This is a genomic window from Citrobacter arsenatis (assembly GCF_004353845.1).
Taxonomy (GTDB): Bacteria; Pseudomonadota; Gammaproteobacteria; order Enterobacterales; family Enterobacteriaceae; genus Citrobacter; species Citrobacter arsenatis.
In genome coordinates this window covers 1,828,984-1,843,337 of the sequence record NZ_CP037864.1, presented here as the reverse complement: position 1 = coordinate 1,843,337, position 14,354 = coordinate 1,828,984, and the positions used below count along the sequence as shown (strand labels likewise).

The following is a 14,354-nucleotide window of genomic DNA, read 5'->3' as shown; positions in this document are numbered from 1 at the left end:
AAATTACACCAGGTATTGAGAATTTTCGGAAAAAAAGAAGGCGGCCATTTAGCCGCCTTTTTGTTTAGCTTGCCTGCGAGGAAGCATCTTCGGTGCCAGGTAACGGCTCAGGTAGCTGAGGCGCAAACCCGCGCAGCCCCACCACGTGAACGTGTTCGGTGTTCTGGAAGACTTTACGCACCAGTTTGTAGGTAGTGCCTTTCTCTGGGCTGATGTTTTCCGGCGCAGCGATAATTAGCTGCATCTGCAAACGCTCGCACAGTTCAAACAGGGTCGCGATAGAGCGCGCATCGAGTCGCGCAGCTTCATCAAGGAACAGCAGACGGCAAGGAGAGATATCTTTCCCGCGCAGTCGGCGACCTTCGTCTTCCCAGCTTTGTACAACCATCACCAGAATAGACATCCCGGTCCCGATCGCTTCACCCGTTGACAACGCGCCAGATTCAGCACGCAGCCAGCCGTCAGAACCACGGTTAACCTCGACTTCCATTTCCAGATAGTTACGGTAATCCAGCAGCTCCTCACCGATGGTTTGCGGCGTGCGTTGCCCCATATCAATCTGCGGATTCAGTCGCTGATACAGCTTCGCCAGCGCTTCAGAGAAGGTCAGACGATTGCTGTTAAACAGATCCTGGTGCTGCTCATGCTGCTCGGAAAGTACGTCCAGCAAGGTAGCATGCGTCTCACGTACGTTGACGTTCAGACGAACGCTGTTTACCTGGCCAAACGACACGCTTTGCAGCCCCTGATTCAGCATGCGAATACGGTTCTGTTCGCGCTGAATCGTCTTACGAATGATGTTCGCCACGCTGCGAGAGCTGATCGCCAGCTTCTGTTCGCGGGAGGTTAACTCTTCCGTCAGACGGCTCAGTTCGATCTCCATCTGTTCAATGGCTTCAACCGGATCGTCGGTACGGATAATATCCTGGCGAATACGTTCACGCAGATGCTGGTAAACCGCGACGAAGAACTGAATTTTACGCTCCGGGCGTTTTGGATCTTCAGACATGCGCAGCACATCGCGCAGGTGTTCGTTATCCGCAACCGCCAGGCGCAGCGCACCGAGCGCCTTATCCGACATCGAACGCAGTTCATCACCGGAAAGATACGCCAGCTCGCGACGGTGCAGGCGGCGTTCAACGCCGTTATCTTTCACCATCCGCATCACCGCACACCAGCCGGCTTTTGCAGTAACGACCTGCTCGCGCATCTCAAAGTAATCACGTTCCAGTTTGCGCAGTTTACGGGTCAGGTTGTCCATCTCCGCTTCGCAGAAGGTTAGCGCTTTTTCCAGTTGGTTACGGCGTGCACGGTTATTGCTGAGCTGCGCATGCAGTTCATCACGACGAATACGCGCACGCTCTTCGGCTCCGCTGTCCGCACGAACGCCGATATCCTGCAGTTCACGCTGTAAATCGTTAAGCAGTTCTTTTTTGGTGTCATAGGAGCTTTTCAGCGACGCCATGACCTGATTGTACTGGCTTAGTTGTGCGGCGTGACTGCGCAGCGCTTCACGGGCGCGGGTACGTTCAGCTTCCGCCTGTTCCAGGCGCTCACGCAGTTTTTCGTTCAGATCGCTGTTGCCGCTGAGCATTTCGGCAGAGTCGGAATAGCTAAAGTGCGCCCGACGTTGCACCACTTCGGTCAGGGCAAAAGCCTGCTGACGCGCATCGCGCTGCATCTGCTGGGAATACGCGTAATCTTCCTTCAGTTGTTCAAACTGCTCAGGGTCATTTTGCAGAACAGAAACGATAGGTTCCAGTTTGGCTAACTGATTGCCATGCTGCTGCACAAAACGCGCGGCTTCCTGGGCCTCATCCAGACGCTCGCGAATTTCGTCCACGCGATCGGCCAGCGTGTCATCTGCCAGCAGATTCAAACGCGGCAGCAGGCGGTTAAGCGCTGATACACCCTCTTTCGCCTGTTCAAACTGCATACGGCTTTGCTGATTATCATTTTCATGATTAGTCAGCGCACGTTCCAGTTCAACGCGACGGCCATTCAGTTGGCGAATTTCCGCTTCTGGATCGTCTTCAAACGCCACTGACAGATGGCTGCCGATAAAGCGGCTGAACGCCTGATGCAGGCGCTGGGTTTTCTGAACGTCAAAGGAGAGCGTGGCGAAACGTTCTGACAGTCCTTCACGCTCGGCATGCAGGGTTTCGATACGGCTTTCTCGCGCCGCACGACCAAAAATCGGCACCGTCGGGAAGCGGGAATAACGCCACTGACGCTCGGCGGTTTTCACCACCACCGCTTTTTCCAGCTCATCAACGCTGAATACGCTGTCATCAAACGACTGCGGATCACCTTCGATGAAATAGAGATCTTCAGGACAATCCGTCAGCCCTTCAAGCTGTTCGGTAATCAGCGACAGATCCGGCACCACGATGGCATGACGCGAAGGCCCGTACAGCGCAGAGAAGTACGGCGCATCTTCAAGGCTAACGTCGTCATAGATTTCTGACAGCAGTACGCCGCCGAAGCGTTCCGCGAGCGCGTTCAGGCGCTGATCTTCCGCCCCGCCCGGCTGACTTAAACGTTCAATCTCTTCATCAACCGCGTTTTTGCGCGCGCCGACTTCATCACGCTCAACAATGGCTTCACGCTCGCGCTCCAGCAATTGTTGCAGATACTCGGTTACGTCCTGGCTTGAAGTAAATTCTTCGCCGCACTGTTCGCTAAGCTGGTTCAGGCTATTTTGCGCGGCCAGCCAGACAGGCGCGCGTTTCATCAGATGCTGGATACGAGACTGAAGTTGCTCCTGCTCCTGGCGCAACGTCATACGCTGTTCGCTGGCAGAAGAAACGCTATCCGACAAGGCGGCGATACGCGCCTCCAGCTCCTGGTGCAGCGCTTCCAGCTCATCGATATCGAACTGTTTCCCCTGACGCTTGCAGAATTCAGCCAGCAGACGCTCGGCGTCCTGCTGTTCGCGCAGACGCTGCTCCAGCTCGCTGAGTCGCATACGCAACGGCTGAACCTGCTCCGCCAGATGGCGCTGTTCCACGCCTTCCCGCAGCAGTTCACGCGCCACGCTCCAGGCTTCACTACGCGCCAGCGGACCATTGATAGCCGCCACCAGCTGATAAGCCTGTTCGAACTGACTGTGCGCGGTTTGCGCCACGCTCATTTTTTGTTCCAGCGTCAGCAGTTTTTCAGTGGCTTCCTGTTCTTTGGCCTGGAAGGTTTCCAGCCATTCGGCAGCGCTGTCGGCTGTCAGATCGGGTAAATGGCAAAGCTCTTTTGCCCGATTCAGCGCCTGGATCGCCTGGGTATACTGAATGGCTCGCGTTTGCTGGACGTCCAGCGCCTGCTGGTAATCGGCAAGCTGGCTTTTCAGCTCATCCACTTCCAGTTCAGCAGCTTCTGCGCGGGCTTCGTTTTCATCCTGACGGTCAACGGCTTCCGCAACCACCTCATTTTGTTCTTCAAGGCGCACCTGCAGTTCTTCAAGATCCGCTTCGTAGCGTTCAATTTTTTCCTGCTGACGCAGCGCGGTTTGCACCAGATTCAGGTGATCGCTCGCGGCCTGGTAATCTGCTTCCAGATCGCCTTCCGCGCCGTTATGCTCGCCCAGTTCGCGCGCCATATCCACGTGCTTGTACTGCTCGGCTGCCAACTGCTTGCGTGAGGTATGCAACTCACGACGATATTCCAGCGCTTTATCGAGATGAATACGACGTTCGTTGGCGTGGCGCATATAATCGGCGGCCACATAGTTGGTCGCTTCGCTGATCAAATGCTTAAACAGATCGCGGTCAGACTGGGTTACGCGAATCGCTTCCAGCGTCATACGGTTTTCACGTAGCGCGGCTTCCATATCCTGGAACGCTTTACGTACACCGCTGTTTTCTGGCAGCAGGTAATCACGCAGTGAACGGGTAATGGCGCTGGAGATCCCGCCGTACAGCGAGGCTTCAATCAGACGATAGAATTTACTACGGTCAGACGCAGAACGCAGACGACGGGCAATGATGCCCAGATCAAACATCAGCGAGTGATAATCAGTTATTGAGTTGAACTGCTTGAACTGCACGCCTTCCATCTCATCAAGCTTCTCTTTCAGCTCAGAGAGGGACAACACGCGCGCCTGGCGTTCATTCAACGTTTCCGTTACCAGTTGGGTTGGCTGCACCGACATCGGCAGTCCCTGAATGGCAAACGGTTTAATATCCACTTTACGATCGCGACCGGCAACCTGTTGCAGACGCACACCGACGACCACGCGCTGATGCCGCGAGTTGAGGACGTCGAGCATTGAGTAACAAACACCCGCTTTCAGCTTACCGTGCAGACCCTTATCACGTGAGCCGCTAGTTGCACCGGCTTCGGTGGTGTTACGGAAATGCAGCAGCGTTAAGTCCGGGATGAGCGCCGTAACAAATGCTGCCATGGTGGTGGACTTACCCGCACCGTTACCGCCGGAAAGCGTGGTAACCAGTTCGTCAAGGTCGAACGTACGGGCAAAAAAACCATTCCAGTTAATCAGCGTAAGTGAGCGAAATTTACCGCGTTCAATCATTATTCTTCTTCTCCACTGTCCGGCTGATTTTCTTCGGGCTCATCGTTAAGCTGCAGACGGTTCTCGACCGGCATCGCTTCACCATCACGAATTAAGCGACGCTGCGCTTCGCGCGGATCGTCACCGCTGCGCACATCCGCGCCGAAGCGGAAGACAGATTCAGTAATCCGGAATTTGCTGCTGTCGTGGCCCATAAACCACACCATGCCTAAACGGCGCAGGCGGTTTAACGAAGAACGCACCTTTTCCTGTAGCTTCTGGCGGTCAACGTCCGAACCGGTTGAACGGTTATTTACCAGCTTCAGGAGTTTTGCTTCATCCGCCAGCGTTAGCAGCTCGTCATACAGCTCTTGCTGGGTAAAAATCCCTTCGTTCGCCAGGCGTTCCGGGCTGAGATAGAGATAGCAAAGAATTTTACCGACCATCATGTCCAGTTCAGACAGGACCGAACGGGGAATGAGCGTCGTGGAACGCGGGCGAAGGTAGAAGAACCCTTCCGGCGCACGGATTAATTCCACGTTATATCGGCTATAAAACTCTTCAAAATATTCCTGAAAATCCATCAGGAAGGCATGATTATCCAGTTCATCCAGGCCGATATGTCGGCCCGAACGTAAGGCGCTATCCAGCGCCGGAAATAACGGATTCGCCAGCGCCTGCGCCAGCTTTACCGGCATCACTTGTTCAATATTTGTCAATGACATGCGCCTGTACCTTGGCTCCGTAATCATTAATCGGCTGCCATTTTGCTGGCAGTCCGGTGAAGTCTGCTTGCGCTACGCCAAGACGTACCGCCTGATCGATAACAATACGCGCGACGTCGAAGTGACGTGCACGTGGGTATTGCGCCAGATACTCGCGCACTACCAAACCGAGATCCAGTGGAGTTTGTCTGGATTTGTAGATAGCCAGCTGTTCTTCGATGATCGCCGCCAGTTGCTCACGGATCTCATTAAATTCTTCATATTCCAGATCTGCCGGAAGCTCACCGGTGACCTCTTCGTCACGCAGCACCATCTCTTCGTCGCGCATATCCAGCAGACGATCGGCGTTGGCATAGGTCAGCGCCCACGGATCGTCAAAGTAGGTCTGCACTGACTGGCGCAAACGTTGGGCAAAGACGCGGTTTTTATCCATATCGATTGCGGTACGGATAAACTTATGCACGTGACGATCGTAGCCGATCCACAAATCAATGGACTGCTGACCCCAACTGATAATGCGATCGAGTTTGCTTTGTAGGTCAAATACCAGCCGATCGACGAAATGCAAATCGTCATGCGTCATCGTGGCGTCCTGGATGCGTAACAGGTTAGCCTGTAGCTTATCCCCCGCCGCTTCCAGCGTATCCTGCAGTTCACGCAGGGTACCAGACGTTTCAGAAAGCAGCAGTTCACAACTGGAAATAGCCGCCCGCCAGTCTTTGTTCAACAACTGTGCGATGTCGTCTTTTACCTGCTGCTGCTGTTCATCCATGATGCGCTGGGTCAGATCGATACTGTCGAAAATCTCCGCCACCGAATATTTCAATGGTGCATAGACGTTGCGATGCCAGTGGAACTCATCGCCACCTTCCGCTGCCGCATCGGCCGCGCGTTTCAATTCACCTGCAACAATCGACAGTTGCATCGAAAGACGCAGCGTAGAGAATTCGCGCTGACGAATATAGTAATCCGTGATGCCAATTCCGAGCGGCGTTAAACGGTAAATGGCGTTGCCTTCCGCCTGCTCGCTGGTAAAGCGGTTCAGCAGACGTTGACGCACCATATCGTTGATCGCGTTGTTGGCGCGTACGCCGATGGTTTCGCTGGTTTGCTCAAACGCATCACTCACATGGCGGAACGCATCCACCAGTTCACCTTCACTCATCTCGCCGTCAAGCCGCTCACCGTTCAGCGTAGCCACAGCCAGCAGAAAAGAAAGTCTGTCTACCGGCAGAGAGATGGAAAAGTCATTTTTTCTGGCCCAGGCAACCAGTTCGGGGACTGTCTGGGAAAATTCACTCATAGGTTATCCTTGCATCTGCGGTTTGCGCGCGGTGACATGAATATAACGCCCAAGGCTGATAAACGGCTCCTGGCGACAATAGCGCGTTTCTATTTCTGTTAAAGCATCAAAACAGTCATGCTGTTTTTGTTTATCACGCAGATAATCATGAAACACCCTCACGCCCGTTTTACCGGTTATCTCCCAGCCAATCTCCTCCAGCCAGCCGTAGACCTGCTGAGGGTCGCGCGGAAAATCGGGAGACAACGTGCGCCGTTTCTTTTTATACATTCCCTGCTGTACATAGCCGAAATTACCGACCAACACATTACGCATCAACAGTCCGTTTGCATTGTAGAACATCAGCGATAAAGCACCGCCCGGGCGTAACATCGACCACAGTGTTTTTAAGACAGTTTGCGGGTCAGCCACCCATTCCAGCACAGCATGAAACAATATCAGATCAACCTGAGAATCCAAATGCTGTGGGATGTCCTGAGCGGCACAATGTATAAAATGCATGTTGTCGCTCACACCTTGCTCTTCTGCCGCCCGTTGCGCTCGCGCTACCATCTCAGCAGAAAGATCGCACAAGGTGACGTGATGGCCCCGCTGCGCCATCAGAATGGCTGTCTGCCCTTCTCCGCCACCCGCATCAAGCACACGCAATGTTTGGCCCGCATAGTCGGCAAGAAGTTTGTCCAGATCCTGCCAGAGGATCGTCTGACGAAGCTGACCTTTGGTGGTGCCGTAAATGTTACGGGAAAACTTCTCGGCAATGTCATCAAAATTGCGGTCCCGCATCAGGCTCTCCACATACTGGCTTTAGGGTGACTAAGTAAAACCGCTATTTTGTCACACCCACGCCGAGAATGAACCTTCCTGGTGTAATATCCCTGCAGATCCCCTGCTGTATGGTTAAAAAAGGAACCAAAAAGGATGCTTTTTACGCTGAAGAAAGTGATTGGCGGTATGATGCTGCCGCTGCCGCTGATGCTAATTATGATGGGCATAGGCCTGGCGCTGGTCTGGTTTAACCGCTTTCAAAAAACTGGGAAAGTGTGTATTAGCCTGAGTTGGCTGGCGCTGTTACTTCTTAGCTTGCAGCCCGTCGCCGACAGTCTGCTGAAACCGATTGAGGACAGTTATCCAACCTGGCAAGATACGCAAAAAGTGGATTACATTGTGGTGCTGGGCGGAGGGTATACCTGGAACCCGCAGTGGGCGCCGAGTTCTAACTTGATCAGCAACAGTCTTCCGCGCCTGAATGAAGGGATCCGCCTATGGCGCGCTAACCCGGGATCGAAGCTTATTTTTACCGGCGCTGCCGCAAAGACCAATAACGTCAGTACCGCAGAAGCTGGCGCCCGCGTAGCGCAGTCGCTGGGGGTGCCAGCCGATGACATCATCACCCTGGATCACCCCAAAGATACTGAAGAAGAAGCCGCAGCGGTAAAGCAGGCTATCGGCAACGCGCCTTTCCTGCTGGTAACCTCTGCTTCACACTTGCCGCGGGCGATGATCTTCTTCCAGCAGGCCGGGTTACATCCGCTGCCCGCGCCAGCCAATCAGTTAGCGATTGACTCTCCGCTTAATCCGTGGGAGCGCGCTATACCTTCACCTGTCTGGCTGATGCATAGCGATCGCGTGGGTTACGAAACTCTGGGACGCATCTGGCAGTGGTTAAAAGGATCGGAAAATTGAGCAAGAATTTTGCCTGATGGCGACGCTAACGCGTCTTATCAGGCCTACGGGTTCAGTGCAGAATGGTAGGCCGGATAAGGTGTTCACGCGTTCATCAGGCGAGCCACGGCAGCAGTGATTTTGTTGCCAGGTCAAAGTTGGTGCGATTAAAACGTCCGGTGTTGACCAGTTGCGCCACTTCATCCCATAACACATACAACCAGCGCCGCCAGATGAATGACTCAGCCACTGGCGCGCGTTGCAGGTATTGCCAAAGCAGGCTTTCCGCCAGCGCATTATCCATCAGGCGAAACAGTTCATATTCTCTTGGCGCCCACAGCATCAACCCCGGTCCCACCATCGCCAGAAGCTGATCGCTGCGGGCGTCTTTGAGCATGCTGCGTAAACTGAAATTACCGTGGATCAGCACACAGTTATCATTGAATCCTTCAAATAAAGCGGGCAAACACTCACGGGTGCGAAACAGGATCCGCTTGTCCTGCATCGTCAGCCCGGTATTGTTGAACTGATTTAAAGTGCTCCACAGCACCTCAACCCGCTGACGATACCAGAATGGCCAGATGTTCTCTTGCGTGTTATCCACCATTCCCACACAGCCACGGCTATCCTGCCGATGCCACGACAACAGTCCTTCTACGATCTGATCTTTTAAATGTTCCCAACGTTCAGGCGTGCGGGCTGGCGCTTCCACTGGCACACCGCGTAAACGCTCAAGCAGTAGCACATCAGGACCGGGATGCTCCTCGTGCGTTAAGACGCCATAAATGACAGGCATACGCACCGTACCACTGCGTGCCAGCATGGATGTTTTCCATGCCAGTTGCTGCGCCATGCCCGGCGTAGTGAAACTTCTCGCCATCAGCGGCATCGGATTTCCCTGACTGTCGTACAGTGACCACAGGGCCGTATCCACTTTCTCATTCACGCATTCTATACGACTGAGTTTCTCGCCCAACAGATGGCTGAGCTCGGCACGCAACTGTTCCATTTCAGATTGCCCTCATAAATGCTACTGCTTTCATAATGAGCGCCGTGCAGACAGATGTCACCCGGATGAGATCAATTGATGAAAAGAAAAGTGGAGGGAAAACGTAACGATACGACACTCCTCCCAAAAATTTACGTCGCCAGGGGGAGTGTCATGAGAAAAACTAACGCATTTCAGCGCGCACGCGCTCAAGATCTTCGGCAGTGTCTACGCCGGTGCCGGGTACTTCTTTTGCCACGGCAACGTGAATTTTTTCGCCGTACCACAGCACGCGAAGCTGCTCCAGCATTTCAATATGCTCAAGCGGGCTCGGCTGCCAATTAACATAGCGACGAATAAAACCAGCGCGATAGCCGTAAATGCCCAGATGACGCAGGAAGGTATCGCCCACCGTTTCCAGACTTTTAGCGAAGCGGTCACGATCCCATGGGATCGTCGCGCGTGAAAAATAGAGCGCATAACCTTCGGCGTCCAGAACGACTTTTACCGCATTCGGATTAAATGCCTCTTCCGCACTGTGAATCGGGGCTGCGAGGGTCGCCATTCCAATCTGACGCTGCGCCAGATTCTCAGCGACCTGGCGAATAATAACCGCCGGGATCATCGGCTCATCACCCTGTACGTTCACAATAACGGTATCGTCGCTAAAGCCACATTTCTCGACGACTTCCGCCAGACGCTCCGTACCGGACTGGTGATCGGCGCGAGTCATGCACACTTCGCCCCCCACCACTTCTACCGCGCGAGCGACATCTTCGTGATCGGTCGCAACGATGATACGTTCAGCGCCAGATTCACGCGCACGCTCCAGCACATGCACGATCATTGGCTTGCCGTTAATATCCAACAGCGGTTTGCCCGGCAAACGAGTGGACGCATAACGCGCAGGAATAATGACCACAAAACTCATGATTTACTCTCATCAGCAGTCAGAACGCGGGCTTCGGTTTCCAGTAACACGGGAATACCATCGCGCAGTGGGAAAGCAAGGTTATCCAGTTTACAAATCAGTTCCTGTTTTTCCTGGTTAAACCAGAGTTTGCCATTGCATACCGGGCAGGCAATGATTTCAAGCAGACGATGATCCATAGTTCCTCCAGATGGACCGGATTGTGAATCCGTAAATATTAACATAATCGCTTAAAGGGCTGGGTCTATTTCCCATCCATGGCGTACATCAGCAAATAAACCTTCAGGATAGCGCCCCAGTGTTACGCGTGTTGCCTGCTGCCAGCGGGCAAAATCATCAATCGCCTGAAATAATCCTTTTTGCAGAGTTACGCCAGGTTTTACCCCATCTTGTAGCCACAGCGAAATAACGTCCAACACGCCTGTTTTGCGGTGCATTTTGGCATCCATTCGTCCAACCAACTGCCCGCGATGCAGCAACGGCAAGACGAAATAACCATACTGACGTTTAGCTGCTGGCGTATAGCACTCCAGCCGGTAGCTAAAATCGAATAGCTGTTCTGCTCGTTTACGATCCCAGACCACCGGATCAAAGGGCGATAATACTGCGCTATGAGTCGCCGTTAATTTACCCGCCAGCGCCTGTTCCAGCAGCGGCTGAAGGTGGCTATGCAGCCACAGTGTTCCCAGCCCATCAACGTCGACAGGGATAATCTGTTGCCGCTGAGCACGCACATTGCACCAGTTTTTTAGCGCCGGACGCTTGAGGCGGTAGTAGTCTGCCAGCCACTGTTCGCGAAAAATTCCCAGGCTGCGGGCACTGTTATCCAGCATGACGCTTTCAGCATCCTCCTGCGAAAGCCGATCACGCTCATCATCCCAGTGTGGCATGACGCGATGGGTTAAATCATACACTCGCTGGAAATTACGCCGCTCCACCACCATCACTTTCCCGGCAGTAAACAGTCCTTCAAGATGACGCTTATGCGGTTTCCACTCCCACCAGCCGCTGGCCCCCTTTCGAGGATGCTCAAAATCGGCCGAGCGTACGGGTCCGTTATGCTGGATGTGCTGGAGCAACTGCTCAATCTCATGCGCATGTTCTTTCATCCACTCCGCTTTATACTTCCAGCCCATTTTCTCCGGGGCCAGCATACGGTGGCGTATCAGCATAAAGTCGCTACGCGGCAAAAAGCAGGCCTCGTGCGCCCAGTATTCCATCAGTTCGCCCTGCTGCAATGCGTCATCCAGCCACTGCGGGGAATAATCACCCAAACGACTAAACAGCACCAGGTAAGGGCTACGCGCCACAATATTGATGGTATCGATTTGCAGTAACGACATGCGTGAGATGGTGGCAAGAATATCTGCAGGGGTTGCCCGACGGCGTGTTTTTTTCAGCAGCCCTTGAGCGGCAAGGTGAAGATGACGGGCATCAGTCAGAGAAAGACGCGGCAACGACATTTATGACCTCATAAATGATTCGCTGCCGCAGCGTAAATCAGTTGCGAGTCAGCGAGATTAAGCTATCCAGCAACACATCAGGCCGATCGCCTGATAAATGAGCGTCAACAGGTAAATACCACCAGTTTTCATCGGCAAATGCCCGGCATTTAACCGCATCTTTTTCCGTCATTACCAGCGTTTGCCCGGCGTCAACAAACGCACTGACCTCACTGTAGGTCAGAGACTGATGGTCTGCCAGCGCAATGCTTTTTTGCACGCTGGCACCGCACGCTTGCAGCGTGGCAAAAAAACGCGGCGGGTGGCCAATGCCCGCCATGGCCACAATATTGGGCAACTGCGCCACATCGCGGCGTTCACCTGTACGTAAATTAACGGCCAGCCCCGGTTCAAGTCGCATAGGGATTTCCCCTGGCTGCGCAACGCCACCGTTAACGATAGTCGCATCCACCGATTTAAGGCGACCTGCGCGCTCCCGCATTGGGCCAGCGGGAAGCCACCAGCCATTGCCAAATCGACGTTCACCGTCAATGACCACGATTTCAACATCTCGTGCCAGACGATAGTGTTGTAGACCATCGTCCGTCACAATAATCTGCACGTCGTGTTGGGCCAAAATGGCTTTTACCGCATCCGACCTTACTGGGGATACCGCAACCGGTACACCGGTACGTTGGGCAATCAGCACTGGTTCATCACCCGCTTCTGCGGTGGTGGTGTCCGCAGTCAGCAACAGCGGGTAAGCCGCCGCTTTGCCGCCATAACCACGCGACACCACCCCCACGCGAATCCCGCGTTGCTGCAATTGTTCAACCAGCCAAATCACCACCGGTGTTTTGCCATTCCCGCCCGCAGTAAGGTTCCCGACCACCACGACCGGTACAGGCGCACGCCATGCGCGTTTAAGCCCAAGCTTGTAGCATAAGCGGATCCCCCCGCTCACCAGGCCATACAGCCAGGAGAGTGGAAGTAACAGTCGCCACAGTGGCGACTCACCGGACCAGATACGTGCGATCATTGACCGAATTGCATTTTGTGTAATTGCGCATACACCCCACGCTGCTCAATCAGCTCGCTATGGGTTCCACGCTCAACAATAATACCGTCTTCCACCACAATGATTTCATCCGCCTGTTCAATGGTAGAAAGACGGTGAGCAATGACCAGAGAAGTACGGTTTTTCTGCAACTCATCCAACGCAGACTGAATTGCGCGTTCGGATTCAGTATCGAGAGCCGATGTTGCTTCATCAAGGATCAAAATCGGACTGTCACGCAACAAGGCGCGGGCGATAGCGATACGTTGGCGCTGTCCACCGGAAAGCAAGACGCCGTTTTCACCAATCACCGTATCCAGCCCATTATCCATCTTATTGATGAAATCCATGGCGTAGGCCATCTGTGCCGCTTTTTCGATCTGCTCGCGGCTGTACATGTCTGTACGCGCGTAGGCGATGTTGTTAGCAACCGTATCGTTAAACAGGTGCACATTCTGCGAAACCAACGCAACCTGATCGCGCAGGGATGCCAGGGTGTATTCGCGCAGATCGTGCCCATCCATCAGAATCTGCCCTTCATCAATATCGTAGAAGCGCGTAATCAGGCTGGCGATGGTGGATTTCCCAGAACCAGAACGCCCAACCAGAGCAACTGTTTTACCCGCGGGAATATTCAGGTTGATGTTACGCAGCGCAGGTACTTCACGTCCCGGATAGGTGAAAGTTACGTTGCGGAACTCGAGATCGCCAGTCGCACGTTCGATCACGCGTTTACCTTCATCTTTCTCCTGTTCGCTGTCCAGAATCGTAAATAGGGTCTGGCATGCCGCCATACCGCGCTGGAACTGCGCGTTGACGTTGGTCAGCGATTTCAACGGACGCATTAATGCGATCATTGACGAGAAGACAACCGTAATTGTCCCTGCTGTCAGGTTTTCCATTACGCTTGGGAAGCTGGCTGCATATAACACGAAAGCCAGCGCCAGAGACGCAATCAGCTGGATGATAGGGTCAGAGATAGAAGAGGCAGAAACCATCTTCATGCCCTGCAAACGCATCTTGTTGCTGACTTTATCAAAGCGCTTGGTTTCGACTTCCTGACCACCAAAAATCAGAACCTCTTTGTGGCCTTTCAGCATCTGCTCAGCACTGGTCGTAACCTGACCCATCGTGTTTTGCATATTTTTACTGATGCTACGAAAGCGCTTGGAAACCACTCGGATTGCCACTGACACAATGGGCGCCAGTACAATCAGGATCAATGACAGTTGCCAGCTGTAATAGAACATCATGATAAACAGGCCAATAATTGAGGCCCCTTCACGTACCACAGTGATCAGCGCGCCGGAAGACGATGACGCTACCTGCTCTGAATCATAGGTAATACGTGACAGCAGCGTACCTGTAGACTGCTTATCAAAAAAGGAGACCGGCATACCCATCATATGACCAAACAGGCGGCGACGCATGGTCATAACCACTTTGCCTGACACCCATGAGATGCAGTAGCTGGAGACATAGCTGGTTAAGCCGCGAACTATCATCAGTCCAATGACCACCAGCGGCATCCACAGCAGCACCGAGCGATCGGTTTTACCAAAACCATCATCCAGTAATGGTTTAAGGAGCGATAACATGAAGGTATCGCTGGCCGCGTTAAGGACTAACGCTATACCCGCCACGATCAGACCCGATTTAAAAGGCGCTATGGTTGGCCATAGTCGGCGAAACGTCTGCCACGTAGAGAGATCTTTATCGTTATGCATTCAAAAAACCAGCAT

Annotated in this window: 11 protein-coding genes; 1 reads left to right on the top strand and 10 read right to left on the bottom strand. The window is 53.4% G+C overall.

Annotated elements, in window-relative coordinates; all coding sequences use genetic code 11:
• Positions 1 to 64: 64 nt before the first annotated feature.
• Genes mukB through cmoM form a run of 4 tightly spaced genes read right to left on the bottom strand, consistent with a single transcriptional unit; the run spans position 65 to position 7,315 of the window.
• On the bottom strand, positions 65 to 4,525 hold the full coding sequence (gene mukB, locus E1B03_RS09755; RefSeq protein ID WP_103768954.1) for a chromosome partition protein MukB: 4,461 nt from the start codon (positions 4,523 to 4,525) through the stop codon (positions 65 to 67).
• Positions 4,525 to 5,229 (bottom strand): chromosome partition protein MukE, encoded by a 705-nt coding sequence (gene mukE, locus E1B03_RS09750; RefSeq protein ID WP_016152457.1) that lies wholly within the window; start codon positions 5,227 to 5,229, stop codon positions 4,525 to 4,527. The genes mukB and mukE overlap by 1 nt, the downstream gene beginning before the upstream one ends.
• Positions 5,210 to 6,532: a chromosome partition protein MukF gene (gene mukF, locus E1B03_RS09745; RefSeq protein ID WP_103768953.1), complete on the bottom strand. Its 1,323-nt coding sequence runs from the start codon at positions 6,530 to 6,532 to the stop codon at positions 5,210 to 5,212. Before mukF ends, mukE begins: the two co-directional genes overlap by 20 nt.
• Positions 6,533 to 6,535: 3 nt before the next feature.
• The gene (gene cmoM / locus E1B03_RS09740; RefSeq protein WP_103768952.1) at positions 6,536 to 7,315 is read right to left on the bottom strand and encodes a tRNA uridine 5-oxyacetic acid(34) methyltransferase CmoM; all 780 of its coding nucleotides are present in this window, start codon (positions 7,313 to 7,315) and stop codon (positions 6,536 to 6,538) included.
• A gap of 135 nt (positions 7,316 to 7,450) precedes the next feature.
• Here cmoM and elyC point away from each other — a divergent pair, with 135 nt between their 5' ends.
• Positions 7,451 to 8,215, top strand: coding sequence for an envelope biogenesis factor ElyC (gene elyC / locus E1B03_RS09735; protein WP_133086112.1), 765 nt, complete (start codon positions 7,451 to 7,453; stop codon positions 8,213 to 8,215).
• Between the two features lie 94 nt (positions 8,216 to 8,309).
• On the opposite strand, the gene E1B03_RS09730 is transcribed toward elyC, so the two are convergent.
• From E1B03_RS09730 to msbA, 6 genes are all read right to left on the bottom strand, one after another.
• On the bottom strand, positions 8,310 to 9,203 hold the full coding sequence (locus tag E1B03_RS09730; RefSeq protein WP_103768950.1) for a YcbJ family phosphotransferase: 894 nt from the start codon (positions 9,201 to 9,203) through the stop codon (positions 8,310 to 8,312).
• A gap of 163 nt (positions 9,204 to 9,366) precedes the next feature.
• Positions 9,367 to 10,113 carry a 3-deoxy-manno-octulosonate cytidylyltransferase gene (gene kdsB / locus E1B03_RS09725; protein WP_133086111.1) on the bottom strand — a complete coding sequence of 249 codons (747 nt, stop codon included), beginning with the start codon at positions 10,111 to 10,113 and terminating at the stop codon, positions 9,367 to 9,369.
• A complete protein-coding gene (gene ycaR / locus E1B03_RS09720; RefSeq protein WP_003035793.1) occupies positions 10,110 to 10,292 on the bottom strand; it encodes a protein YcaR in 183 nt (60 codons plus the stop codon). The genes kdsB and ycaR overlap by 4 nt, the downstream gene beginning before the upstream one ends.
• 51 nt (positions 10,293 to 10,343) lie before the next feature.
• Positions 10,344 to 11,576 carry a winged helix-turn-helix domain-containing protein gene (locus tag E1B03_RS09715; protein ID WP_103768948.1) on the bottom strand — a complete coding sequence of 411 codons (1,233 nt, stop codon included), beginning with the start codon at positions 11,574 to 11,576 and terminating at the stop codon, positions 10,344 to 10,346.
• A 37-nt stretch (positions 11,577 to 11,613) separates the two neighbouring features.
• Entirely contained in the window at positions 11,614 to 12,594 is a 981-nt protein-coding gene (lpxK, locus tag E1B03_RS09710; protein ID WP_103768947.1) for a tetraacyldisaccharide 4'-kinase, read from the bottom strand.
• Positions 12,591 to 14,339: a lipid A ABC transporter ATP-binding protein/permease MsbA gene (gene msbA, locus E1B03_RS09705; RefSeq protein WP_103768946.1), complete on the bottom strand. Its 1,749-nt coding sequence runs from the start codon at positions 14,337 to 14,339 to the stop codon at positions 12,591 to 12,593. Before msbA ends, lpxK begins: the two co-directional genes overlap by 4 nt.
• Between the last annotated feature and the right edge of the window lie 15 nt (positions 14,340 to 14,354).